Raw genomic sequence first — 22199 nt, forward strand, 5'->3', positions numbered from 1 at the left:
TCGTTTGACCTGGCGGACTACGGATAGCCGCCGGTCACAGGCGGGATCGTGTGCCCGGCTTCGACTGCTGCGTCCAGCTTCGATCGGTCAAGGCGCCAGACAACAGTCTCGCCCGAGGTGGGTCCGGCAAAGGAGTAGACCGGTTCAGCGTTTGCCTTCAGCCACTCCACGAGCTCAGGAGCTGCGTAGCCGTACCCCTCGCGCAATTGCCTGCCCTGGGTCAGGACATATTCAGTGCCCCGGTCGCTTAGCGACTTCAAGGAAGGCAGGACCTCCCAGTTAGTGTGTGGCAGCAGCGCGAATTCTTCAGTCACGGTGGTCAGGCCCACCTGTGAGTCGGAAGGCAGCCGGGTGGTCAGGAAGTCGCGTGCGCGCACCAGCCCGTCATCAACAGTCAGCCTTGCCTGCAATCCGAGGGCAAGGCTGATGACACTCATCAGCGCCGCGGCAGTAACGAGAAAAGTTCGGGCTGCGGGTCGCCGTTCGAGCACCATGGTCGCGGCGACAGGAGTGGAAATCAGGGAGGCAAGCACCACACAATAGCCGAACTGCTCCTCGGCAGCCCCGAAGAAGACGGAATATGCGCCAACGATGCCGCTGATGAACGAGTACACGCCGATGATGCGGCGAATTTGGACCCGGGACAAGGACGCCAGTGCGCCGGAAACCAGGGAAAGTCCAAGGAGTATGTAACTGGTGCCGAACCGGCCGGCGAGTTCCACGAGACGTCCGGTAAGGTCCGTGCCCGTCACTGAATTGAAGCCGGTCATTTGCATAACACCGGTAATCCTGAGGACACCTACTGTCTTCTGGTCCACGAACGCAGGAAGCAAACCTGCAGAGGCAATCACGCAGAGATACACCAGGTAGGGGACCAGTGCACAGGCGAAGATCCTCAAGGCGGTCATTGCTCGAAGCGTTTGGCGCCACAGCACGGCAGACAGGAGAGGAACCACCGTGAACATGACAGTCATGTCCTTGGTCACCAGTGCCAGTCCAAAAGCGAATCCGCCGGCAACTTCCAGCAGCACACGCCGGCGACCTGGCGCTTGACCCAGAGCCATCAGGACCAGCAGCCAACCTGCAAGTACGGCCAGTCCCGCTGGGGTCTCCATCATCAAGCGGCCGTCCATCCGCAGCACAAACGGGTCACTTGCCAGAATCGCACCGGCGAAAACTGCAGGTACCAGGCTGACGAGCCGGCGCACCAGCAGAACGCAGACGACTACCGTCATGACGCCCACAATTGCGTTGACCCACCGCAACTGCAGGGCCAGGTCCATGGGGCCGCCACCTAGCCCCAACACTCTAATGACCATTCCGTCGAGCGCAAACAGCCCCGGGGGATGAAGGAAGAAAGGAGACCCCAGAATAGACGGAAGTTGGCCCTCCGCCATCTGCCTGGCCATTTCCGCATACGTTACTTCGTCAATGAACAGGTCATTGGCTTGCTGGACGCCGTAGACGCGAAGCAGCACCGCCAGCAATGCCAGGAGGATCGTCATGGAAGAAGGCCGCCACAACAGCCAAAGCAATGCACCCACCGATTCACTGAGCCGAACGCGTAGTTCGCTTCGTGGACCTGATTCCAGAACTCGAGTCATCAGGGAACCAACACCCCGATGCGCAGAGCGTCTCTGACCAGCCGTCTTTCCACCGTATTCATCTCCTCAACGTGACCACAGCGATACCGCCGAAGAGTTAGTGCAGCAGTGACGGGGTTTGTGTTGCAGGCAGGCATTAGGAAACGAAATCCTGAAGTCGGGAGTTCTCGAAGCTACTTCTACCCCCTAGTCTCGACTGGCAGCGAGACGTGTTGAAGTGGGACGAGTTGCAGTTCTAGATTCCTTTGGCCCACGCCGGCATGGAGTGGACAGCAGTTGATTCGAGCACAGTCAGGCTACTATCGATGCGCGCGGGTATGCCCGACTAGTACTTGGAAGCAGCGGTCGGTGCGAGTATCTTGGCGCTATTCCCTGAGAGGACGACCGATGCTGCGATGGTTGCGGAGTGCTTACCGATTTCCGAAGTATGACATTAGAGATCTCGTATGGCTTGGGTATGCCTACGTTCTCATAGGCGTGGGGTTCGCCGTCGTCGGTGTCTTGCGACTTCCTGAATGGCCCGCTTCTCTTTATGCAGCCCTGGCAGTCCTGTGGTTCTTCCAAGCCTTCGCAACGAGGAAGGAAATCCGGAGACGTAAAAACGCTCAGGCATCAGCACCTCTCTGACGGCAGGTAAACCAGTTCCTCGATAGGATTTCTCAGCGGTGAGCGCGCCCGATGCCAGTCCAGTGGAATCTCCGGCTTCTAGTTTCCTGAGGCGACCTTCGTTTATCAAGGTCCACAGTGGCTGATACTCACTCACTTACGTTTGCCGGCCGGACAGAGTCCATATATTCCATGTAGTTTGCCGAAGAGGCCAGCGCATGGCGGTCAATTGTTGCCGGGGCGTAGCCAAGAGCTTCCGCGATGATGGCTACCGGGGCGAGTTTGGTGAGTTCGTGGAGGGTTCCGAGCCTGGCTGCTCGGCTGCTGAAGGCTGTTCTGAGTCGTTCGGTGAGGCTGGAGGCTCGGAGATGTTTTCCGGGTGAGCCGCCGCGGAAGACCCAGTTGCTGTTGGGGTGCGCGGCGGTCTGATCATGTGTGGGAGTGGCCACCAACTCGCGCCAGGGTTCATCGAGTGGCCGTGTGAGGGCAATCTCGACGGTTCCGAGGGTGATGGTGACTTCTTCGTCGGTGACCTTGACGTGGTCCCAGGTGAGTTTAACGACGTCCGAGATCTGCTGGCCGAAGACCAGGACAAGGATCGCTGCCGCGCGGTCTCGTGGGCTCATTTCGGTTGTGTGGGTGAGGCCTTGGACAAGGTCTTGTTGTGTGGCTGCGTCGAGTCGGGGGCTGGTGCCGCGGCGGTGGGGTTGCAGCTTCAGTGAGGGGTCGATGAGGTTGGTTTTGGTTGCCCAGTCGAGGAAGCGGGATGCGATTCCCCGGGTGGTGGGGCCTTCTGCTTGCCAGCGGTCCAGGTGTGCCTGCGTCATGGTTGCCAGGTCGGTGTGTTGTTCAGTGAGCCAGTTGAGCAGTTCGATGGCGACCGTGACTGATTGTTTGGCTCTGAGGAAGGTACCTTGGGTGACTTCGTCCATTTGGTTCATGCGGCGTTGGTGGTGCCAGCGGATGTAGCGGCGGATCACGTCGCGATGGTTCTGGGTCGTGACCCTGTCGATCGCTTGGCCGGCCCAGCTGGTGAATCGCTGGCTGAGCTCGTCACGGCGGGGCAGGACGTTGTGTTCGACGAGGAGGCCGCGGACGTATTCGCGGGTTGGCGAAGCGGGGAGTTGGTCGAGGCCTGTGTGGGTGATGTCGGGCGATGCTGCCAGTTGGCGGAGGAAGCCGGTGACGTGGGGCTGCTGTATCCAAGTAAGGCCGCTGTTGGCTCGTTTCATGGATTTCAGCGCTGTTGCGATGGCTTGCAGTTCGGAGGAAGGTGCCTTTTCTTCAGGCGTGAGGAGCCGGTCGACTGTTGCTGCGAGGACGCAGGCCCAGCAGCGGTTTCCGGAGTGGATCTCATCTTCGTTGCCGCAGCCGATGCAGTCGATGTTGAGTTTGACGCCGGAGCATTTGCGGCAGGCCGGGAGCGTGTCTACCCGGCCGGGCAGGATACCCTCGTGGCCGCAGGCGCAGCTGCCCCGGGTTCGTTTGGCTTGCTGGTAGCAGTAGCCACAGATTCCGCTGTCGGGCCAGCGGACGACGATTTGGTGGTGTTCTGAGCAGCGTCCGCATGGTTCGGGCCATTTCGCGGGGTCGCTGGGTTTCCGGGGTCTAGGCATCGTCGTCCGGCGGCAGGACCCTGATCCGGCGGGCGACCGGTGAGCCTGGCTGGATTCCGAGGTCTTCTGGCCGTTTGGGGGCGTTGGCGGTCTTCGCTGCGCGCATCTGGACGTAGGGTTCGAACAGGTCGTTGGGTGTGCATTCGAGGATGTCGCAGAGCGCTGCAAAGGTCTGGGCCGGGATGCGTTCAGGGGTTCCTGTGACGAGCCGGTGGACCTGGGCGTTGGAGAGGTTGATGCCGCGGGCTTTGAGGAGGGGGAGGAGCTCGGTGGTTTTCCAGAGGTTCCGTTGGGCCATCATCTGCCGAAGGTTCCATCGGTAGCCGATCCGTCGCTGTTCAGCCATGGGCCGTTCCCTTCGTCAGTGCCGCTGCCGCGTAGCCGCTGAGCGATCATCTTCTGGACGGTCTTCTGTTTGAAGTCCGCCGACACGGAAGTATAGAGGGCTGTCGTCGATGAGTAGCTGTGACCGACCTGCTGCTGGATAAACAACGGATCGTAGCCGGCCTCGATCAGGTGGGTGACGTAGGAATGCCGCAGGGTGTGCAGGGACAACTCGTCCGGCAATCCAGCGGCTTTCCTGATGCGTTGGAAGGCCCGGTCGAAGTTGCGGTAGACCGTGGAACCCGAGCGCTCCGAGGGCCACATGCTGGCTGAACGGTCCGCGGTGGCGAAGCGTTTACGGCCATCGGGGGAGAGCCAGTACTCCAACTGACCGACGACCCAATCGAACTCCGGGACGGTCAGCACGGTCCGGCGCCGAGGGCCTGAGCCTTTTGTTCCTTTGGCCCACCGCACCTGGAGCGCACCGAACCGGCCGAACTGTTCAACGTGGGGATTAGGGCCGAAATCGACGTACTCAAGCATGGTCAGTTCACGACGGCGCAGCCCGTAAGCATAGGCAACCTTGAACGCCGTCGAATCCCTCAACGCCGGCAACCAACGCTTGGAGCGTTTGGCAAACTCCGTATCGATCAGATCATCAGCGGCATCAAAGAACGTTTGAAGCTCTGCCCGGGCGAAGGCCCTCCGGCGCGGCGGCATGGCATCGTCAGTGGTATGCCGCGGTGAGTTCCACTCAAATACGACCTGCACCGGGATGTCGGCGAACACCCGTTCGCAAAACGCTGCCCACCCATAGCGCCCGTCGGTCACGTACGCGCAGAACGCCTTGATAGCTCCCGCGTTGGACCTGAGCGTGGACAACGCCAGGCCTTTCTCTGAACTGCGACGGTCTGCGAGGAATTCGTCCACGTTATGTGCCGACCATGTCCACGGATACTCGTTCGCGTGCTCCTGGAACCGCTCAACGACACTGCAGGAGCTTTTGATGTAGGCGTTTGAGAGCCCGCGTGCCAGCATCTGCGCCCGCCAACCATCAAGCATCGCCTCGAAAACCCGGTCTTCAGCCCGCAGCAGCCCAACGTTCTCAGTGTTCAGAAAGGCAGGAATCCGGCCAGGTTCGATGTTCACAAGCCAAACTCTACGCAAGAATCTCTCATTAAATGAGAGATTACGCCGCTAGAGCGCGCAATGACGCGGTCGAGCTGCTGGTCATCATTCAATCCCATCACATGCGAACGATCCCTGACGTGGGAAAACGCTGCATGGCAGGTTGAGACGAGTTATCTCATCCACTTCTACTCGTCCCACTCGAACGCCGATAATCTACATTATGTAAAGTAAAGTCTCAGAGAGCCCGGCTAGACGGATGATTCTCCGCTCCCCGCCTACACCGATCTTCGCGCCCGTCCCGCGCCTCCGCGGTTACCGCCACGATGCGCCACATCGAGTCGCCGCTTGGAAACCAGAGGGTCGCCCGGCACTACAGTCATCCGGTTATATTGACGAAATCAGTAATAACAAAGAATGCGCAGCGATGGTCTTCGCACGAACGCATAAAAGAAATCAAAACGGGAATTCACTCCAATGTTGAAAGTGATCAGGGTGGGTGATCCCTCAAGGAACACCCACCCCGCGTTATGAAAGTCTTCTAATCTGTCGTACTGGTACCCGCACGACGACGCACGACCACCACGGACGCCGCGCCCGCCGCCAGCACACCGGCACCAACCAGCCCCCATATGACCATGCCGGAGTCGGCACTCGAGTCCGCCACACCAACTGCCGCTCGAGCATCAGTAACACTGGAGACAGCAACGAAATCAGAGCCGCCCTTGCCATTGCCATTATTTCCGCGTCCGTGGTTGCCGTTATTCACTGCCACGCGCGCCGAACGAATATTGCCGGATGTGGCACCGACGGCGGAAATCATGTAATTGCCGGCGTTGTCGAAGGTTATGTTTGTGGAGATGGTGCCATTGCCGTCGGCGATGACGGCGAAGTTGGCTGGGGCGCTCCCCCGCGGGCGACCTCTCTTCTCGAAACTAACGTTGACAGTCTCGCCTGGGATGTATCCGCCGCCGGAAAAGGTGATCGTTTCACCACGATCGATGGTGCCGTCCGAAACGGTTCCCTGCTCATTGCCGGGCGCCGGGTAGGTACTGGCCATGGAGGACGTGGCTCCAGCGAACATGACAGTTCCTGCGAGCACAATTGTCGCAATAGTTCTTCTCATTTGCTTCCCCTGGGTTGATGAAGAATTTCAAGTGATGATTGGGCCGCTAAAAGTCTTAGCCAAATGCTTGCCGAATCCCCCATATGTCCAGCCAGCGAAACGCTATCACCGCGGGACTATCCAAACAAGCTTCAGGTGCCTCAGTTACAAAGAGTTAGCCCGTTATTTACTTGACAGTGTTGTCTCGTTTATGACAACCCTGCGACTTTAGTGACTTTATCAACTGACTATGTGACAAGCGAGTCAGTCGCATCCGGAGCAGCAATCAAAAAGGATGCCCGTCCGGTTATCCGGACGGGCATCCCTGTCGCGTCCCGCTACGGCATGGCCGTAGCGGGCATGGAGAGTGGCGCTATTGGGCCTGTTGTTCCCCGGCGATGTTGACCAACCATGCGATGCCAAACCTGTCCACGCACATGCCGAAGGTGTCGCCCCACGGAGCGCTCTCGAGCGGCACGGTGACCGTGCCGCCGTCGACAAGTTTCTCCCAGTAGCCGCGCAGCTCCGCTTCGTCCGCAGCTTCACCACTCAAGGAGACAGACATGTTGTTACCCGGGTTGTACTCCATGCCGTTGGGCGTATCTGCCGCCATCAGCGTCAGGCCGTTCGGCGTCGTCAATTGGGCGTGCATGACCTTATCGGCTTCCGCAGGGTCTTGGCTGGCCTGGAAGTCTCCAAAGGTGCTAAGAGTCAATTCGCCGCCGAAGACGGACTCATAGAAATTGATTGCGTCCCTGGCGTTGTCGAGGAACGAGATGTATGGATTGAGGCGGGTGGTCATCAGTCAGTTCTCCTCATGGTTATGAAGGGTGCGCACGTCACCGTGCGGCAATGCTAACAGCGCCCAGAGGCGCCTGTCCCCCAAACTTTCTAGTCGCCGTCGTAGGCCTTTTTCAGCACCGCCAGGTCAAGTTTTCCCATCGTCATCATGGCCTCCATGGCACGGCGGGATCCGGCCTCATCCGGACCGTTCAAAAACTCGGGCATTGCGGTCGGGATGATTTGCCAGGAGACACCGAACTTGTCTTTGAGCCACCCGCACCGGCCCTCCTCTCCCCCATCAACCAGCGCGTCCCAGTACCGATCCACCTCATCTTGGTTTTCGCAGTTCACAACCAAGGAGATGGCCTCGGTGAAGCCAAGTCCCGGCCTTCCGTTCAATGCCATGAACTCCCGGCCCCCGATTTCGAATCCGACCATGATGACCGTGCCATCGGGACCCGGCATTGGCTGCCCCATGGACGCATTTGCGAACGTCGACGTGTAGAACTCCGCTGCCTCCCCCGCTTGGCCGTCGAACCACAAACAAGTGGAAATCTTCTGCATCCTGCCAACCTTCCAAAGGTCTTGGGAACCGATCGTCCCCACACGAGGCTAATAGCCCCGTTTCGTCCAAACAATGCCCGACGGCGGGTGGAGACTGGCACGCCGGACCCAACGCACAGTGTCGCAACAGGGGGCGCACCATCCAATCCAGGTCAGTCGCCCGCCGGCCTGACCCGACTGACCAGCCCGACCGTATTGCCTTCGCTGTCCTCGATGAACGCCATCCACTCCTCCGACTCCGCAGGACCCAAAAGGTCGTCTTCGTGGGCGAAAATCATGTGGGGTTCAGATATGACCCGGACGCCGCGCTCCTTAAGACCTGACACCAAGCCGTGGAGGTCACCTACCTCCAGATACAAGAGGGATGAGGGCGCGGCCTCCTCCAGAAGCAGCCGCACGCCGCCAACATCGAAAAACAGAAGTCCGGGAGGGTCGAACAGCGCCTTCGGTTCCGAGCCCAACAGTGCCGAGTAGAAGGCAGCTGCCCGCTGCAGATCGCCGGCGTGCTGGGCCACCTGGAGCAGTTTCATTCGACCTCCCGGAGCGGGGGCTGTCGGCCCCTCCCGGTCATCGTCGCCTCAGCGGTGCACTACGCGCAAGTGTCCACCGCACACCGACTTTCGGGGAACGCTCAACTTCGCGGTGGCCCTCCTCCCCCGATATTGTCAGGATCATGCTTTCAACCTCGAAATCCTGGCTTACAGCCGCGGCCGCCGATCTTCTGCTGATTCTCGTGTTCGCTGCGATCGGCCGTGACGCCCATGCCCGCGGAGACATTATTTCCGGCGCCTTCATCACAGCATGGCCGTTCCTGGTAGGCGCGTTGCTCGGCTGGCTTGTCCTGCGGGTGTGGCGTGCGCCGTTCGCCGTCTGGCCATCCGGCGTGGCAGTGTGGCTCGCGGCCGTGATCGTCGGCATGATGTTGAGGGCCGTGACGGGACAAACCGTCGTCCTGCCGTTTGTCATTGTTGCGCTGATCAGCCTGGGTGTTTTCCTGCTTGGCTTCCGTGCGGTGATTGCGTTGGTCCGTCGGGTGTCGGCAAGCCGGCAACGCCGAGCCTGATCCGATCCTCCAACCAGCACATGCACTAGGCTGGGGAGCGTCCGCAACGATGCTTTTCCGGAAAGGCCCCACGTGATCACCGCTTTTGTCCTGATCAAGACCGATGCCTCGCGCATCCCGGAAACCGCCGAACAAATCTCGGCCATCCAAGGCATCAGCGAGGTCTATTCAGTCACCGGCGAATGGGACCTCATCGCTGTTGCCCGGGTGTCCAAGCACGAGGATCTCGCGGACGTCATTGCAGATCGCTTGTCCAAGGTGCCTTCAGTGGTCCATACCACCACGCACATTGCGTTCCGCGCCTACTCACAGCATGACCTGGACGCCGCATTTGCCCTCGGTTTTGAATAAGGACTGAGCCTGCGCACGGGAAGAACGTGAGCCAAATCAGCTTTGGCTGAGGGCCGTCCATTTGGCCAGCACTCCGGCAGCCAACCCGGAATCAATCGACTCAGTTGCCCTGCCGAAGGCAGCCCGCATCCGGTCCAGCAGGCTTCCGTCAGCGTGGAGATCGAATGCCACCAACCCTGCAGCTGCGTTGAGGAGCACCGCGTCCCTGACGGGACCGGGCTTGCCGTCAAGCACTTCGCGGACGACGCCAGCATTCACCGTGGCGTCCCCACCACGGAGGTCCGCTACGGTGGACGGTTTGATACCGAGCTCGGCAGGTGTGAACACCTCTTCTGTCACGGAACCGTCCCTGATCTCCCACACCGTGGATGGCCCCGTTGGCGTAAGTTCATCAAGCCCGTCATCTCCACGGAACACAAGGCCGCGGCTACCGCGGCGGGCCAGCACGCCGGCAACAAGGGGCGCCATCCGCGCATTCGCCACGCCCACGGCAGATGCCTGGACATGTGCGGGGTTGGTCATGGGACCCAGGAAGTTGAACGCCGTAGGAACGGCCAATTCCCGCCGAGGGACTGCCGTGTGCCTGAACGAGGGGTGGAAGACTTGAGCAAAGCAGAACGTGATTCCGGCCTCTTCCGCGTTGCGCGCCACCTGGTCGATGGACAGATCCAGGCGCACACCGAGTGCCTCCAGGACATCCGCCGAGCCCGAGGTCGATGAAGCAGCCCGGTTGCCGTGCTTTACAACCTTGGCTCCGGCGCCCGCAGCCACCAGTGCCGCCATTGTGGAGATATTCACAGTGTTGAGGCGGTCCCCGCCGGTTCCAACGATGTCCAGCTTTTCACCCGAGATCGAAATGGGATTGGCATGCTGGACCATGGCCTCCACCAGACCAGCAAGCTCCTCAACGGTCTCGCCCTTGGCCCGCAAGGCCACCAGGAAGCCTGCAATCTGCGATGGAGTAGCTTCTCCGGACATGATCGTGTTCATGGCCCACGCTGTGTTGTCCACTGCAAGGTCGTCGCCGTTGATCAGTGCTGAGATGAGCCCTGGCCAGGTATTGCTGGCTGCAGGTGCCGATGCCGGAGAAGTCACTCCCTGATGCTATCGAGCCAGCCACGCCGATGACCAATGTGAACCACGCCGGGAACTTTTCCGCGCGATTTCGCGTCTTTGTAGAACGCGTCTTTGTAGAAAAAGTCTCCCGAATCGGTGGTTTGCATTGGGAACTCTGGACTTTTACAGACATAATGTCCTTGTGACATCTGCGACCCATGCCCCCAGTACCCCGGCGCACCCGACGCTGAACCGCCCTAACTTGGTTTCTGTTGGAACCGTAGTTTGGCTGTCCAGTGAGTTGATGTTCTTCGCCGGCCTCTTTGCCATGTACTTCACCCTGCGATCCACATCAGGACTGATGTGGGCCGAGGAGACGGCCAAGCTCAACTTCCCGTTTGCGCTCGTCAACACCATCGTCCTTGTGGCAAGTTCCTTTACTTGCCAGATGGGCGTCTTTGCCGCCGAGCGGCTCGAACCCCGCCGCACCGGCGGGCTCTTGCAGTTCACCCGCTGGGGCATGACCGAATGGTTTACCCTCACCTTCATCATGGGTGCCTTCTTCGTTGCCGGGCAGACGACGGAATACGCCATGCTCGTATCCGAGCACGTATCCCTGTCCTCCAATGCCTACGGCTCCGCCTTCTACATGACCACGGGCTTCCACGGCCTCCACGTCATCGGCGGCCTGATCGCTTTCCTGTTCATCATCGGCCGTGCGTTTGCGGCCAAGAAGTTCGGACACTTTGAAGCGACGTCGGCAATCGTCACCTCGTACTACTGGCACTTCGTTGACGTTGTTTGGATTGGCCTCTTCCTGGTCATCTACGTCCTCAAGTAAGCCCGGCTTGACTCTTTTTCTACAAGAGGCAGAATTTCAAGAAGCGGCTCACGGAGCCGACGCAGGATCGAATAAAGGAACCACCACGTGAAGGCACTCTCGCAGAAGCGACGTCACCCACTGGCAGCCATAGCGCTGCTATTGATGGGCCTCCTCCTCACTGGTGGGCTGTACGCCGTTGCCACATCTGTCAACCAGGCCAAGGCCGACACCACAAGCTACAGCGCCAGTGACGTAGAAGAAGGCGGCAAGCTTTTCGCCGCCAACTGCGCCACCTGCCACGGCATGGGTGCCAGCGGAACCCAGGACGGCCCCTCGCTGGTCGGCGTGGGTGCTGCTGCGGTTGACTTCCAGGTTGGTACCGGTCGTATGCCCATGCAGATGAACGGCCCGCAGGCCCAGCAGAAGCCCGCCCAGTTCAATGAAGAGCAGACCAAGCAGCTCTCTGCCTATGTTGCATCCCTTGGCGCAGGTCCGGCCATTCCCGAGGAACACCTCCTCGATGGCAAGGGAGACGCTGCCAAGGGTGGCGAACTCTTCCGCGTCAACTGCGCCATGTGCCACAACGCAGCTGCTGCTGGTGGAGCCCTGACACGAGGCAAGTTCGCTCCGGCTCTTGCAGGCGTCAGCTCACAGCACATTTATGAGGCAATGGCCACGGGCCCGCAGAACATGCCCGTGTTCAACGACTCGAACGTCACCCCTGAAGACAAGCGCGACATCATCACCTTCCTGAAGACCATTGAAGCCAATGGTTCGCCGGGTGGCGCTGACCTTGGATCCCTCGGCCCGGTCTCCGAAGGCCTGTTCGTGTGGGTTGCCGGCTTGGGTGTCATCATCGCATTCACGATCTGGCTGACGTCCCGCACGTCCTGATCGCGAAGCAACGAAAACTTCTGCTGCACGATCAGCAGTTTGAAACTGAAAATAACTCGGCCCCGGCCGAGACAACGAGAGAAGGATGAGGCGAATTATGGGCAACCATAGTGACGGCAGTCCGAACCACTCGGGCACCGTAGCTACGGCTGGTCAGAATGAGGTGGAGAAGTTCCAGGATCCTGGACTCCCTCCGCATCGTTTGCGCCTGGCTGACACGGACCCGGTAGCCGCAAAGCGCGCCGAGCGTCAGGTAGCCATTCTGTTTGGCACCTCCGTCATCGGAACGCTGGTCTTCCTGGTGGCGTACTTCGCCATTGACCTTGGCGACGACACCACCATTGCAACCATCCGCACCCAGAACCTTCTTCTGGGCCTCGGCACGGCCTTCGCGATGCTCGGTATCGGCACCGGCATCGTGCACTGGGCCAAGGCCCTGATGCCCGATCACGAAGTCTCTGAAGAGCGCCACGCTATCCGTACCGAAGAGGACCGCCAGGCAGCTGTGCGCATCGTCGACGACATCGTCGAGGAAACCGGCATCAAGCGCCGTCCGCTGATCCGCAACACCCTTCTTGGTGCTGTCGCTTTGGCTCCCCTGCCCGCTCTTGCCATCTTTGGCGACTTGGGTCCGCGTCCTGACAAGGCTCTGGCGCACACCATGTGGGCTCCGGAGGGCGGCAAGCTCAAGCGCCTGACCCGCGACCCCGATGGCACACCCATCAAGGCCTCGGATGTCACCATCGGTTCGGCTTTCCACGTTATCCCCGAGGGCCTCAACGAGCTCCACGAGGGCAAGTTGAACGAAAAGGCCAAGGCCGTTGTCCTCTTGATGCGTCTGGACCCGAACTCGCTGAATCCTTCCGAGGGACGCGAGAGCTGGAGCTACAACGGAATCGTTGCTTACTCCAAGATCTGCACGCACGTCGGATGCCCTGTCGCTCTTTACGAGCAGCAGACGCACCACCTTCTGTGCCCGTGCCACCAGTCCACCTTTGACCTCACGCAGGAATGCAAGGTCATCTTCGGGCCGGCCAGCCGTCCGCTTCCCCAGCTGCCTATCGCGGTTGATGCAGAGGGCTACCTCGTCGCTACCAGCGACTTCAGAGAACCTGTAGGACCGAGTTACTGGGAGCGTGACGAGCATGAGCGCCTCATCAACAGCTGAAGCCCCCTTCGTTCCGAAGACCAAGGTTGGTAGTTTCACCAACTTTGTAGACGAGCGTGTTGGCGGCTCCGGCATCCTGCGCGAGTTCGGCCGGAAGGTCTTCCCTGACCACTGGTCGTTCATGTTCGGTGAGGTGGCGCTGTATTCCTTCGTCATCCTGCTGATGTCGGGTACCTTCCTGACCTTCTTCTTCGATCCGTCCATGGCAGAAACCCATTACCAGGGTTCCTACACGCCGTTGTACAACGTCGAAATGTCTGTTGCCTACAACTCGTCGCTGAACATCTCGTTCGATGTCCGTGGCGGTCTCTTCATGCGCCAAGTACACCACTGGGCAGCACTGCTGTTCGTGGCATCCCTCGGCGTTCACATGCTGCGTGTCTTCTTCACGGGCGCTTTCCGCAAGCCCCGCGAAATGAACTGGGTTGTGGGCGGCGTCCTGCTGATCCTCGCCATGGCTGCCGGCTTCACCGGTTACTCCCTCCCCGATGACCTGCTGTCCGGTAACGGCCTGCGCATCATCGACGGCGTGATCAAGTCGATTCCGGTCATCGGAACGTACATCTCCTTCTTCCTCTTCGGTGGGGAGTTCCCGGGTACGGCCATCATCGGCCGCCTGTATGTGCTCCACATCCTCTTGGTGCCCGCCCTCATCCTGCTGATGATCGTGATCCACCTCTTCATGGTGGTTGTCCACAAGCACACGCAGTACCCTGGCCCGGGCCGCAACGACGGCAACGTCGTCGGTTACCCCCTCGGCCCGGTTTACGCGGCCAAGGCCGGTGGCTTCTTCTTCATCGTGTTCGGTGTTCTGGCGCTCATGGCGGCAGCGTTCACCATCAACCCGATCTGGAACTACGGGCCTTACGACCCCTCCCCTGTCTCGGCCGGCACCCAGCCTGACTGGTACATCGGATTCGTCGACGGCGCCCTTCGCCTTATGCCGGGTGTCATCAACAACTTCCACTTCGAGTGGATCGTCTTTGGACACACGCTCACGCTGAACGTGCTTCTTCCGGCCCTGGTTCCTGCGGGAATCATCTTCACCGTTCTATTCATGTACCCATGGATCGAACGCTGGGTCACCAAGGACAACCGTGAACACCACGTTCTGGACCGCCCCCGCAATGCACCCACCCGCACTGCGATCGGTGTGGCCGGTTTCACTTGGTACTGCGTTATGTGGGCCGCAGCCGGCTCGGACCTCATTGCCACTCACTTCCACGTGTCATTGAATGACGTGACGTACTGGTTGCGGACGCTGTTCTTCATCGGCCCGATCATCGCCTTCATCGTCACCAAGCGAATTGCCCTGGCTCTCCAGCGCAAGGACCGCGAAATTGCACTCCACGGTCGCGAAACCGGACGTATCGTTCGGCTCCCGCACGGCGAGTTCATCGAAGTCCACGCACCCCTGGACGAGTACAAGCGCTACAAGCTCGTAGGCTTCGAATCACCGGCTCCCCTGCCGGCGCAGCCGAATGAGCATGGCGTAGTAACCCGCAAGGAAAAGCGCCGTGCAGCGCTTTCCCGCTGGTTCTTCGAAGACCGCGTTGCTCCGGCAACGCCTGCGGAACTTGAAGCCGCGCACGCACATGGCCACCACGAGGCCATCGAAGCGGCCGACGAGCAAAAGAGCCTGAGCCACTAACGGCCCGGACCTCGACAACAGAAGGGGCACAGTCCATGCGGACTGTGCCCCTTCTGTTGTTGGATCTCAAAGAACGCTGTAAGGGGTCGGATGTCCAGTCCCACACCGATGGTGCGGAGGCCCACCCGACAGCCACCCGACGGCGCGCCGGGCAAGCTCTACTGAGTGGTCCGGTATCCCGATGCATAGTTGCGCGTAGGACGCACTCCGGGCCGCTGCAAGGGAACCCACAGCTTGTACCTGTCCGCACGGTAGTAGGAGACGGAATAGTCCACCATTGCGCGCGCAACGAAGGCATGGCGCTGGATCTTCAGCAGCGGCGATCCGACGTCCACGTTCAGCAACCTTGCAGTGGACGGTGACGCAGCCGTTGCCTCGATCATGTCCTCGCCCCACTCCATGACCAGGCCATACCGTTCGCTCAGAACGTTGTACAGCGACGTTGGCGGGGCCTCATCGAGAAGTCCTGGAACGCGGTGTGCCGGAATAAAGTTCTCGTCCACGCTCATGGGCTCGTTATCGGCCAGGAGAAGCCGCCGGAACCGAACCAGGGGCGTTCCCTCGTCGAGCTGCAGTTCCCGCGCCAGAAACGCACTGGCTCCAATCTGTTCAAAACTCAGAACCTTGGCGGCCGGGACCATGCCGCGCCGCTGCATTTCCTCACTGTAGGAGGTCAGCTTCACCTGAAGGTCCAGCTTGGGCTTCCTCACGAAAGTTCCCAAGCCTACGACGCGCTCTATGACTTCTTCGCCGACCAGCGCATCGATTGCCTGTCGAACAGTCATGCGTGCAAGGCCAAAGCGCTCCGAGAGATCCCGTTCGGAAGGAAGGGCCGAACCCGGCGGACACGACTGCCCAATGAAGGTACGAAGGATTTCACGCAATTGAATGTAGATGGGCGTGCTGCTGGAACGGTCAATCTCGCCAGCAATGCCGGCTGCGTCAGCCACAGCAGAAATCCAGCAATTGAGTCATGTTTCAAGGATAAGACAGACAGCCACAGGTCTAGACCAGCGGGCATTGAACTGGTGGGCTTCACGGGATGGCGGCTACTCTTGTATGGATCATTTCCTGGCGGAGTAAACCGCCGTAGCAAAGGAGCTGGCTTGCCGCAGCAGAAAGCCTTAGTCGCCGCTGAGATCGGCCTTCATGCCCGCGCGGCAGCAGTCTTTGTCCGTGCCGTCACGGAGACAGGACTGCCCGTGACAATCCGGAAGACAGACGGCAAGCCAGTCGACGCCCGATCTCTGCTCGAGGTCATGACAGAGGACTTCGGCCACGGATGTGAAGTTCTTCTTGAGGTCGCCCCCGATGCGCTCACGGACTCTCAAACTCTCTGGACGGCACGGAATGCCCTTGCTGCTCTTTCCTCCGTCCTGGAGGCTCCTGAGGCCCGCTGAGGCTACGTTGCGCGCGGACCACCCATCACACGGGGATGCCGCACGCGGAAAAGAACCCTGAATACACAAATAAGGATGGGCCCCACCTTTCGGTAGGGCCCATCCTTATTGCCGTTCTGGAACTGCTAGTGGGCGTGGTCGCCGCGGCTGTATTCGAAGACCCAGCCGATCAAGGCAACGATGGCCAGGCCACCAGCCACGTAGGTTACCCAGAAACCTACGGCCAAGCCGAGGAATCCACCTGCACACGAGAGGCCAAGAACCAGGGGCCACCAGCTCCAGGGGCTGAAGTGACCCTGCTCCCCCGCACCCTCGTGGATCTCTGCGTCAGGACGGTCCTCCGGGCGCATTCCGATGCGCTTGCCTGTGAAGCCAAGGTAAGCACCGATCATGCCCGCGAGGCCACCTACGAGCAGGATGCCGAGCACGCCAACCCACTCGGACCATTCGGTCAGGAAGCCGTACGCAATCGCTACGGGTACGAAGAAGAAGACTCCGGCTCCGAAGAGCCACGATTCAATTTTCATTTGCTGACGTCCCTCTGGTCGGCGTTACCCAGAACTGCTGCTGCGGGTGACGGAGCCTCGGCGGTGTGCACCTGGGCCAACTCCGGGTGGTGGAGATCCAGGGCCGGGCGTTCGGAGCGAATACGGGGCAAGGAAGTGAAGTTGTGGCGCGGCGGCGGGCACGAGGTTGCCCATTCCAGCGAAGCACCAAAGCCCCACGGGTCATCTACTTCAACCTTCTTGTTGCTGCGCCACGTGATGTAGACGTTCCAGAAGAACGGCAGCAGCGAAGCGCCCAGGACGAAGGAGGAAATAGTGGAGAACTGGTTCATCCACGTGAAGTTGTCCTGCGGCATGTAGTCGGCGTAGCGACGCGGCATACCTTCAACACCCAGCCAGTGCTGGATCAGGAACGTGCCGTGGAAGCCGAGGAACAGCAGCCAGAAGTGGATCTTCCCAAGACGTTCGTTCAGCATCTTGCCGGTCCACTTGGGCCACCAGAAATAGAAGCCGGCGAACATGGCGAACACGACGGTACCGAAGACCACGTAGTGGAAGTGGGCGACCACGAAGTATGAGTCGGAAACGTGGAAGTCCAGCGGCGGCGATGCCAGGATGATGCCCGTCAGGCCACCGAAGAGGAACGTCACCAGGAAGCCGATGCTCCAGAGCATAGGCGTTTCGAACGTGATGGATCCTTGCCACAAGGTGCCGATCCAGTTGAAGAACTTCACGCCCGTCGGTACTGCGATCAGCATCGTCATGAAAGCGAAGAACGGAAGCAGGACGGAACCGGTCACGTACATGTGGTGGGCCCACACGGTCACGGACAGAGCTGCAATGGCGATGGTTGCGTAGACAAGGCCCTTGTAACCGAAAATCGGCTTCCGGCTGAAGACCGGGAAGATCTCGGAAACGATACCGAAGAACGGCAGGGCGATGATGTACACCTCGGGGTGGCCGAAGAACCAGAACAGGTGCTGCCAGAGGACGGCGCCGCCGTTTTCGGGATCGAAGATGTGGGCACCAAAGCGGCGGTCAGCGCCAAGGGCGAAGAGTGCAGCTGCAAGCGGCGGGAAGGCCATGAGGACGAGGATTGCCGTCACCAGGGTGTTCCAGGTGAAGATCGGCATACGCCACATGGTCATGCCCGGAGCGCGCATGCAGATGATGGTGGTGATGAAGTTGACGGCACCAAGGATGGTTCCGAAACCGGAGAGCGCGAGCCCGAAGACCCACAGGTCACCACCGACACCCGGACTGAATGTCGTATTCGACAACGGTGCGTAAGCGAACCAACCGAAGCTGGCAGCACCCTGCGGGGTGATGAAGCCGGATACGGCGATGGTGGAGCCGAAGAGGAAGAACCAGAACGCCAGGGCGTTCAGACGCGGGAACGCAACGTCCGGGGCACCAATCTGCAACGGCATGATGACGTTGGCGAAGCCGGCGAACAGCGGGGTTGCGAACATCAGCAGCATCACGGTGCCGTGCATCGTGAACATCTGGTTGTACTGCTCTTTGGTCTGCAGGATCTGCATGCCCGGCTCGAACAGTTCTGCACGGATCAGGAGCGCCATGACGCCACCGAGGCAGAAGAACACGAACGACGCAATGAGGTACATGTACCCGATGGTCTTGTGGTCCGTGGAGGTGATCCAGTTGACGACAATGCGTCCCTTGGATTTAGGAACTACGGGAGCCTCAAGGGTCCCGGCGGATTGAGTGTAAGTAGCCACGTCGCTCCCCTTACTTTTCGTTCAGGTTCGGATTGCGGTCGTATTCCGCACCGAGCAGGCCCGTGTTGCCATCCTGGCGGAGCTTGTCCATGTGGGCCTTGAACTCAGACTCGGAGACAACCTTGACGCGGAAGAGCATTTCGGAGTGATATTCACCGCAGAGTTCGGCGCACTTTCCATCGAAGGTGCCCTCCTTGGTGGGAGTGAACCGGATGTAGTTCGTCTTGCCGGGGATCATGTCGCGCTTCTGAAGGAAGGCGGGAACCCAGAAGGAGTGAATGACATCGCGGGAGTTCAGCTCCAGGTCCACGGACTTGCCAACCGGCAAGTACAGGGTGGGGAGCAGTTCCTTGTCCACTTCGGCGCCCGTCAGGTGAGCCTGAACGCCGGCTTCGTGGAGGTCCTCGGAGATGACCTGGCCCTGCTTGTAGTTGAAGTCCCAGGCCCACTGCTTTCCGCGGACATCAACAACGACATCTGCAGGCTGTGAACGATCGTCGATCGCGCGCTGGTCCTGGTCGGTGAAGTAGAAGAACACCAGCACCATGAACAGCGGGATGGTCAAGTAGAAGACCTCGAGCGGCAGGTTATAGCTGAGCTGCTTGGGGAATCCCGTGGTGCCCTTACGGCGACGGTAAGCAATGATGCACCAGACCAGGAGGCCCCACGTGATGATACCGACTGCCAAGGCGGCGATCCATGAGTTGACCCAGAGGTCCATGATCCGGTCAGTGTGGTTGGTCGTGCCGCGCTCTGTAGGCAGCCAACCCTTCTCTACCTCTGGTGAACATCCGGTCAAAACCAACGCGCCGGCGAGTGCCAAGCCAGTGATCGAGGTGATCTTTATGCGTCGGCTGCCGGTTCGGTTCTGCGAACTCACAGACGGCCCTTCCTCTTGTTGCTGTCTCCCGGCAGGCCGAAGGCTCACCGGGCACACTAAAAGTTTTACTACCCGATGTAGAGCTTACCGCTATCAGGCGGTTTTCGCGCACATGTCAGCGCCGTGGCTCCGAACGCTTTTGAAGCGGCCCGGAGGGGCGCCGACATGCGGCGATGGCTCACATCAGTGGAACGAATCACCGCAGGCGCAAGACCCGCCGGCGTTCGGGTTGTCAATGGTGAAGCCCTGCTTCGAAATGGTGTCTTCAAAGTCGATGCTTGCACCGCTGAGGTAAGGGACACTCATCTTGTCCACGATGACCTCGACACCGTCGTAGTCACGCACAGCGTCTCCGTCGAGCATGCGCTCGTCAAAGTAGAGCTGGTAGATCAAGCCGGAGCATCCGCCAGGCTGGACTGCAACGCGCAGCCGAAGATCGGTGCGCCCTTCCTGTTCGAGGAGGCTGCGGACCTTGCCTGCTGCGACGTCGGTCAGATTGACCTCGTGCGTGGGCAGTTCGTCACTGGTGACGACCTGTGTTCCGGTGCTGTTTTCGTTGGTTGCAGTGCTCATTGGCCTACCTTCTTATGAAGCTTCTGGAGGCGGCGCCGGGACGCTGCCTGCCCTTACCCAATTACATACGGGTTATAGCTAATGCTACGTCGCGCAGACGCTTTGCTATAACTCCAGACGTAACCACTGACAGCATTTCCTTGTTCCCGGCTAAACAGGGACTAAGCCCCCAGCCCCTCGGCGTTCAGGCGTGCAAGCATCAACGCTTCAGCCAACACTGCGTGGCGGAAGTCGCCGATGTGGAGGGATTCGTTGGCGCTATGCGCGCGGGAATCGGGATCTTCCACCCCTGTCACCAGGATCTGGACGTCCGGATACATTTCCAGGAGGTCGGCAATGAAGGGAATGGACCCGCCGATTCCCATTTCCACAGGCTGCACGCCCCAGGATTGTTCCAAGGCCCACAAAGCGACACGGGCGGCAGATGAGGTCGTGTCGGTGCTGAAGGCGTTCCCGCGCTCCCCCGGCGTAAAGGTCACCTTGGCTCCGAATGGCGCCCTCGACTCAACGTGGTTCTTCAATGCGTCCATGGCAGCTTCGGGGTCCTGGCCAGGGGCCAGGCGCATGCTGAATTTGGCACGTGCTGCGGGAATCAAGGTGTTGGAGGCCACGTCTACAGCCGGTACATCCATGCCGATGATGGACAATGCCGGCTTGGTCCAGAGGCGCGAACCGATGGTCCCGCTCCCGGCGAGCCGCACGCCGTCGAGCACTGACGCGTCGGCGCGGTAGTCCTCTTCGGTGAGGTCGACCACCACGTCATCACGCCCCACCAGCCCGGCGACTGCCACATTGCCGTCGTCGTCGTGGAGTGTGGCGATCAGGCGTGACAGAAGCGTAGGAGCGTCCAGGACCGGCCCGCCGAACATCCCTGAGTGGACGGCGTGGTCCAGGACGCGGACTTCGAACGTGCCGTCCACCAAGCCGCGGAGGCTGGTGGTCAGGGCCGGAACACCCACTTTCCAGTTGCTCGAATCGGCCACCACGATGACGTCCGAACGGAGCAGCTCCTGGTGTTCCTCAAGGAAGGTGCGGAAAGTGGGCGAGCCCGCCTCTTCCTCGCCCTCGAAGAAGAAGGTCACGCCGAGGCCGAACTTTTCGCCAAGAACTTCGCTGACGGCGCTGTAAGCAGCCAGGTGGGCCATGATGCCTGCTTTGTCATCGGCCGCACCGCGTCCGTACAGGCGGCCGTCCCGTTCTTCCGCTACAAAGGGCTCAGAGGTCCACAGATCCCGGTTACCCGGCGGTTGTACGTCGTGGTGGGCGTACAGAAGGATGGTCGGCTTGCCGTCCGCGGCGGGTCGACGGGCGACGACGGCAGGGCCGCCGGGGGTACCGTCGGCTTTGTTGCACCTCAGGATACGGACGTCCGGCATGCCGGCGGCCTGTACCAGGGAAGATACGGCCTCGGCACTTCGATCGAGTTCATTGGGGTCGAAGCTGGGCCATGCAATGCCGGGAATGGACACCAGGTTCTTCAGGGAATCCATGGTGGAGTTGAAGGCCTCGTTGACCGCCTTCTCCAGTTCCTCGACCGGGATGTCGCCGGAGTGCTGTTGCTTGTTCTGCGGGTTCTCCGCATGCGCTGAAGTCATGGCCCACACTTTACCTCCGGGTAACAAGCCCCGGCGGGATGCAAGGCCGGGCTGACCGGACCCATAACCCCGGCCAACCTCCCACGAGGTAACGTGCGCCACCTTGCCGAGGGTATTCTGTATGGGTGTTCGGACGTAAAAAGGAAGAGCCCAGCGCTCAGTCAGTAGTAGACCAAGCCTACGCCACCGCCCCGGGACCGGGTGCCGGTAAGGGCACCCCTACGCCCAAGCGGAAGGCCCAGGAAGCAGCCCGGAAACGCCCCCTGGTGCCCACCGACCGCAAGGCCTCGAAGGCTGCGGAAAGGGTGGCAATCCAGGACCAGCGCCAGAAAATGCGCCAGGCCCTGGACACCGGTGACGAGAAGTTCCTCCCCCTACGGGACAAGGGACCCCAGAAGCGGTACGTGCGCGACTACGTCGATGCCCGTTTCAGCCTGGGCGAATACCTCATGTTCGGAGCTTTGCTGTTCGTCGTGATCTCGCTGATCATTCCGCCCACCAGCGCCGGCATCAGCTACGTCCTTGTCGGCTTCTGGATCATGTTCCTCGCAGTCTTCGTTGACGTGTTCATCCTGTCGCGCAAGCTCCGCAAACAGCTGACAGCAAAATTCGGCGAGGTTGAGCGCGGATCCGTTTGGTACGGCTGCATGCGTGCGCTCCAGTTCCGCAAGCTTCGCCTGCCCAAGCCACAGGTGAAGCGCGGGCAGTACCCGGCCTAGTAGCCACACCATTCAAAAGGAGACCCCGGACCATTGGTCCGGGGTCTCCTG

The 22199-nt window shown here is 60.3% G+C and carries 24 protein-coding genes; 9 read left to right on the plus strand and 15 right to left on the minus strand.

Translation table 11 applies throughout. The features are described from left to right. Positions 1-17: 17 nt before the first annotated feature. On the minus strand, positions 18-1505 hold the full coding sequence (locus PYR64_RS08840) for a phospholipid carrier-dependent glycosyltransferase (protein WP_275779485.1): 1488 nt from the start codon (positions 1503-1505) through the stop codon (positions 18-20). An 854-nt stretch (positions 1506-2359) separates the two neighbouring features. Beyond that, positions 2360-3442 carry a Fis family transcriptional regulator gene (locus PYR64_RS08845; protein ID WP_250820231.1) on the minus strand — a complete coding sequence of 361 codons (1083 nt, stop codon included), beginning with the start codon at positions 3440-3442 and terminating at the stop codon, positions 2360-2362. 114 nt (positions 3443-3556) lie between these two features. On the opposite strand from PYR64_RS08845, the gene PYR64_RS08850 reads away from it, so the two are divergent. Further along, positions 3557-3766 carry a hypothetical protein gene (locus PYR64_RS08850; protein ID WP_250820232.1) on the plus strand — a complete coding sequence of 70 codons (210 nt, stop codon included), beginning with the start codon at positions 3557-3559 and terminating at the stop codon, positions 3764-3766. Positions 3767-3818: 52 nt separating this feature from the next. Here the strand turns inward: PYR64_RS08850 and PYR64_RS08855 are convergent, their stop codons facing one another. From PYR64_RS08855 to PYR64_RS08880, 6 genes are all read right to left on the minus strand, one after another. Beyond that, positions 3819-4172, minus strand: a complete 354-nt coding sequence (locus PYR64_RS08855) for a helix-turn-helix transcriptional regulator (RefSeq protein ID WP_250820233.1) — start codon at positions 4170-4172, stop codon at positions 3819-3821. Further along, a complete protein-coding gene (locus tag PYR64_RS08860) occupies positions 4124-5299 on the minus strand; it encodes a site-specific integrase (protein WP_250820234.1) in 1176 nt (391 codons plus the stop codon). The genes PYR64_RS08855 and PYR64_RS08860 overlap by 49 nt, the downstream gene beginning before the upstream one ends. A 520-nt stretch (positions 5300-5819) precedes the next feature. Further along, on the minus strand, positions 5820-6338 hold the full coding sequence (locus PYR64_RS08865; RefSeq protein ID WP_275779490.1) for a hypothetical protein: 519 nt from the start codon (positions 6336-6338) through the stop codon (positions 5820-5822). Between the two features lie 418 nt (positions 6339-6756). Continuing rightward, positions 6757-7185, minus strand: a complete 429-nt coding sequence (locus tag PYR64_RS08870; protein WP_039241316.1) for a VOC family protein — start codon at positions 7183-7185, stop codon at positions 6757-6759. Positions 7186-7274: 89 nt separating this feature from the next. Continuing rightward, a complete protein-coding gene (locus PYR64_RS08875) occupies positions 7275-7730 on the minus strand; it encodes a VOC family protein (RefSeq protein WP_018777672.1) in 456 nt (151 codons plus the stop codon). Between the two features lie 152 nt (positions 7731-7882). Then, positions 7883-8260 (minus strand): VOC family protein, encoded by a 378-nt coding sequence (locus PYR64_RS08880; protein WP_018777673.1) that lies wholly within the window; start codon positions 8258-8260, stop codon positions 7883-7885. A 143-nt stretch (positions 8261-8403) separates the two neighbouring features. Here PYR64_RS08880 and PYR64_RS08885 point away from each other — a divergent pair, with 143 nt between their 5' ends. Then, complete coding sequence (locus PYR64_RS08885) at positions 8404-8793, plus strand: DUF3054 domain-containing protein (RefSeq protein WP_039241318.1); 390 nt, start codon at positions 8404-8406, stop codon at positions 8791-8793. Between the two features lie 72 nt (positions 8794-8865). Next, positions 8866-9144: an Lrp/AsnC ligand binding domain-containing protein gene (locus tag PYR64_RS08890; RefSeq protein WP_018777675.1), complete on the plus strand. Its 279-nt coding sequence runs from the start codon at positions 8866-8868 to the stop codon at positions 9142-9144. 36 nt (positions 9145-9180) lie between these two features. Here the strand turns inward: PYR64_RS08890 and trpD are convergent, their stop codons facing one another. After that, positions 9181-10239 (minus strand): anthranilate phosphoribosyltransferase, encoded by a 1059-nt coding sequence (gene trpD / locus PYR64_RS08895; protein WP_018777676.1) that lies wholly within the window; start codon positions 10237-10239, stop codon positions 9181-9183. 127 nt (positions 10240-10366) lie between these two features. On the opposite strand from trpD, the gene PYR64_RS08900 reads away from it, so the two are divergent. The 4 genes from PYR64_RS08900 to PYR64_RS08915 all read left to right on the plus strand — a co-directional run bounded on the left by PYR64_RS08900 (position 10367) and on the right by PYR64_RS08915 (position 14736). Beyond that, positions 10367-11041 carry a heme-copper oxidase subunit III gene (locus tag PYR64_RS08900; RefSeq protein WP_179128356.1) on the plus strand — a complete coding sequence of 225 codons (675 nt, stop codon included), beginning with the start codon at positions 10367-10369 and terminating at the stop codon, positions 11039-11041. Between the two features lie 87 nt (positions 11042-11128). Further along, positions 11129-11917 carry a c-type cytochrome gene (locus tag PYR64_RS08905; protein WP_018777678.1) on the plus strand — a complete coding sequence of 263 codons (789 nt, stop codon included), beginning with the start codon at positions 11129-11131 and terminating at the stop codon, positions 11915-11917. A 97-nt stretch (positions 11918-12014) separates the two neighbouring features. Next, positions 12015-13085, plus strand: a complete 1071-nt coding sequence (locus PYR64_RS08910) for a Rieske 2Fe-2S domain-containing protein (protein ID WP_018777679.1) — start codon at positions 12015-12017, stop codon at positions 13083-13085. Then, a complete protein-coding gene (locus tag PYR64_RS08915; RefSeq protein WP_018777680.1) occupies positions 13063-14736 on the plus strand; it encodes a ubiquinol-cytochrome c reductase cytochrome b subunit in 1674 nt (557 codons plus the stop codon). The genes PYR64_RS08910 and PYR64_RS08915 overlap by 23 nt, the downstream gene beginning before the upstream one ends. Before the next feature lie 158 nt (positions 14737-14894). On the opposite strand, the gene PYR64_RS08920 is transcribed toward PYR64_RS08915, so the two are convergent. Next, a complete protein-coding gene (locus tag PYR64_RS08920) occupies positions 14895-15686 on the minus strand; it encodes a GntR family transcriptional regulator (RefSeq protein WP_039241320.1) in 792 nt (263 codons plus the stop codon). A 156-nt stretch (positions 15687-15842) separates the two neighbouring features. On the opposite strand from PYR64_RS08920, the gene PYR64_RS08925 reads away from it, so the two are divergent. Further along, complete coding sequence (locus PYR64_RS08925; RefSeq protein ID WP_018777682.1) at positions 15843-16136, plus strand: HPr family phosphocarrier protein; 294 nt, start codon at positions 15843-15845, stop codon at positions 16134-16136. Between the two features lie 125 nt (positions 16137-16261). On the opposite strand, the gene PYR64_RS08930 is transcribed toward PYR64_RS08925, so the two are convergent. The 5 genes from PYR64_RS08930 to PYR64_RS08950 form a co-directional block, all read right to left on the minus strand. Further along, positions 16262-16663 (minus strand): cytochrome c oxidase subunit 4, encoded by a 402-nt coding sequence (locus PYR64_RS08930; RefSeq protein WP_018777683.1) that lies wholly within the window; start codon positions 16661-16663, stop codon positions 16262-16264. Then, positions 16660-18381 (minus strand): cytochrome c oxidase subunit I, encoded by a 1722-nt coding sequence (gene ctaD, locus PYR64_RS08935; RefSeq protein WP_018777684.1) that lies wholly within the window; start codon positions 18379-18381, stop codon positions 16660-16662. Before ctaD ends, PYR64_RS08930 begins: the two co-directional genes overlap by 4 nt. 10 nt (positions 18382-18391) lie before the next feature. Beyond that, positions 18392-19261, minus strand: coding sequence for a cytochrome c oxidase subunit II (gene coxB, locus PYR64_RS08940; protein ID WP_018777685.1), 870 nt, complete (start codon positions 19259-19261; stop codon positions 18392-18394). Positions 19262-19444: 183 nt separating this feature from the next. Then, entirely contained in the window at positions 19445-19834 is a 390-nt protein-coding gene (locus tag PYR64_RS08945) for an iron-sulfur cluster assembly accessory protein (protein ID WP_018777686.1), read from the minus strand. 161 nt (positions 19835-19995) lie between these two features. Continuing rightward, positions 19996-21429, minus strand: a complete 1434-nt coding sequence (locus PYR64_RS08950; RefSeq protein WP_035733623.1) for a dipeptidase — start codon at positions 21427-21429, stop codon at positions 19996-19998. Positions 21430-21554: 125 nt separating this feature from the next. Between PYR64_RS08950 and PYR64_RS08955 the strand changes: the two genes are divergently transcribed. Beyond that, positions 21555-22148 (plus strand): DUF3043 domain-containing protein, encoded by a 594-nt coding sequence (locus PYR64_RS08955; RefSeq protein ID WP_039241322.1) that lies wholly within the window; start codon positions 21555-21557, stop codon positions 22146-22148. Positions 22149-22199: the final 51 nt, after the last annotated feature.

The sequence above is a fragment of the Paenarthrobacter sp. Y-19 genome (assembly GCF_029223985.1).
In the GTDB taxonomy this organism is placed as follows: domain Bacteria; phylum Actinomycetota; class Actinomycetes; order Actinomycetales; family Micrococcaceae; genus Arthrobacter; species Arthrobacter nicotinovorans.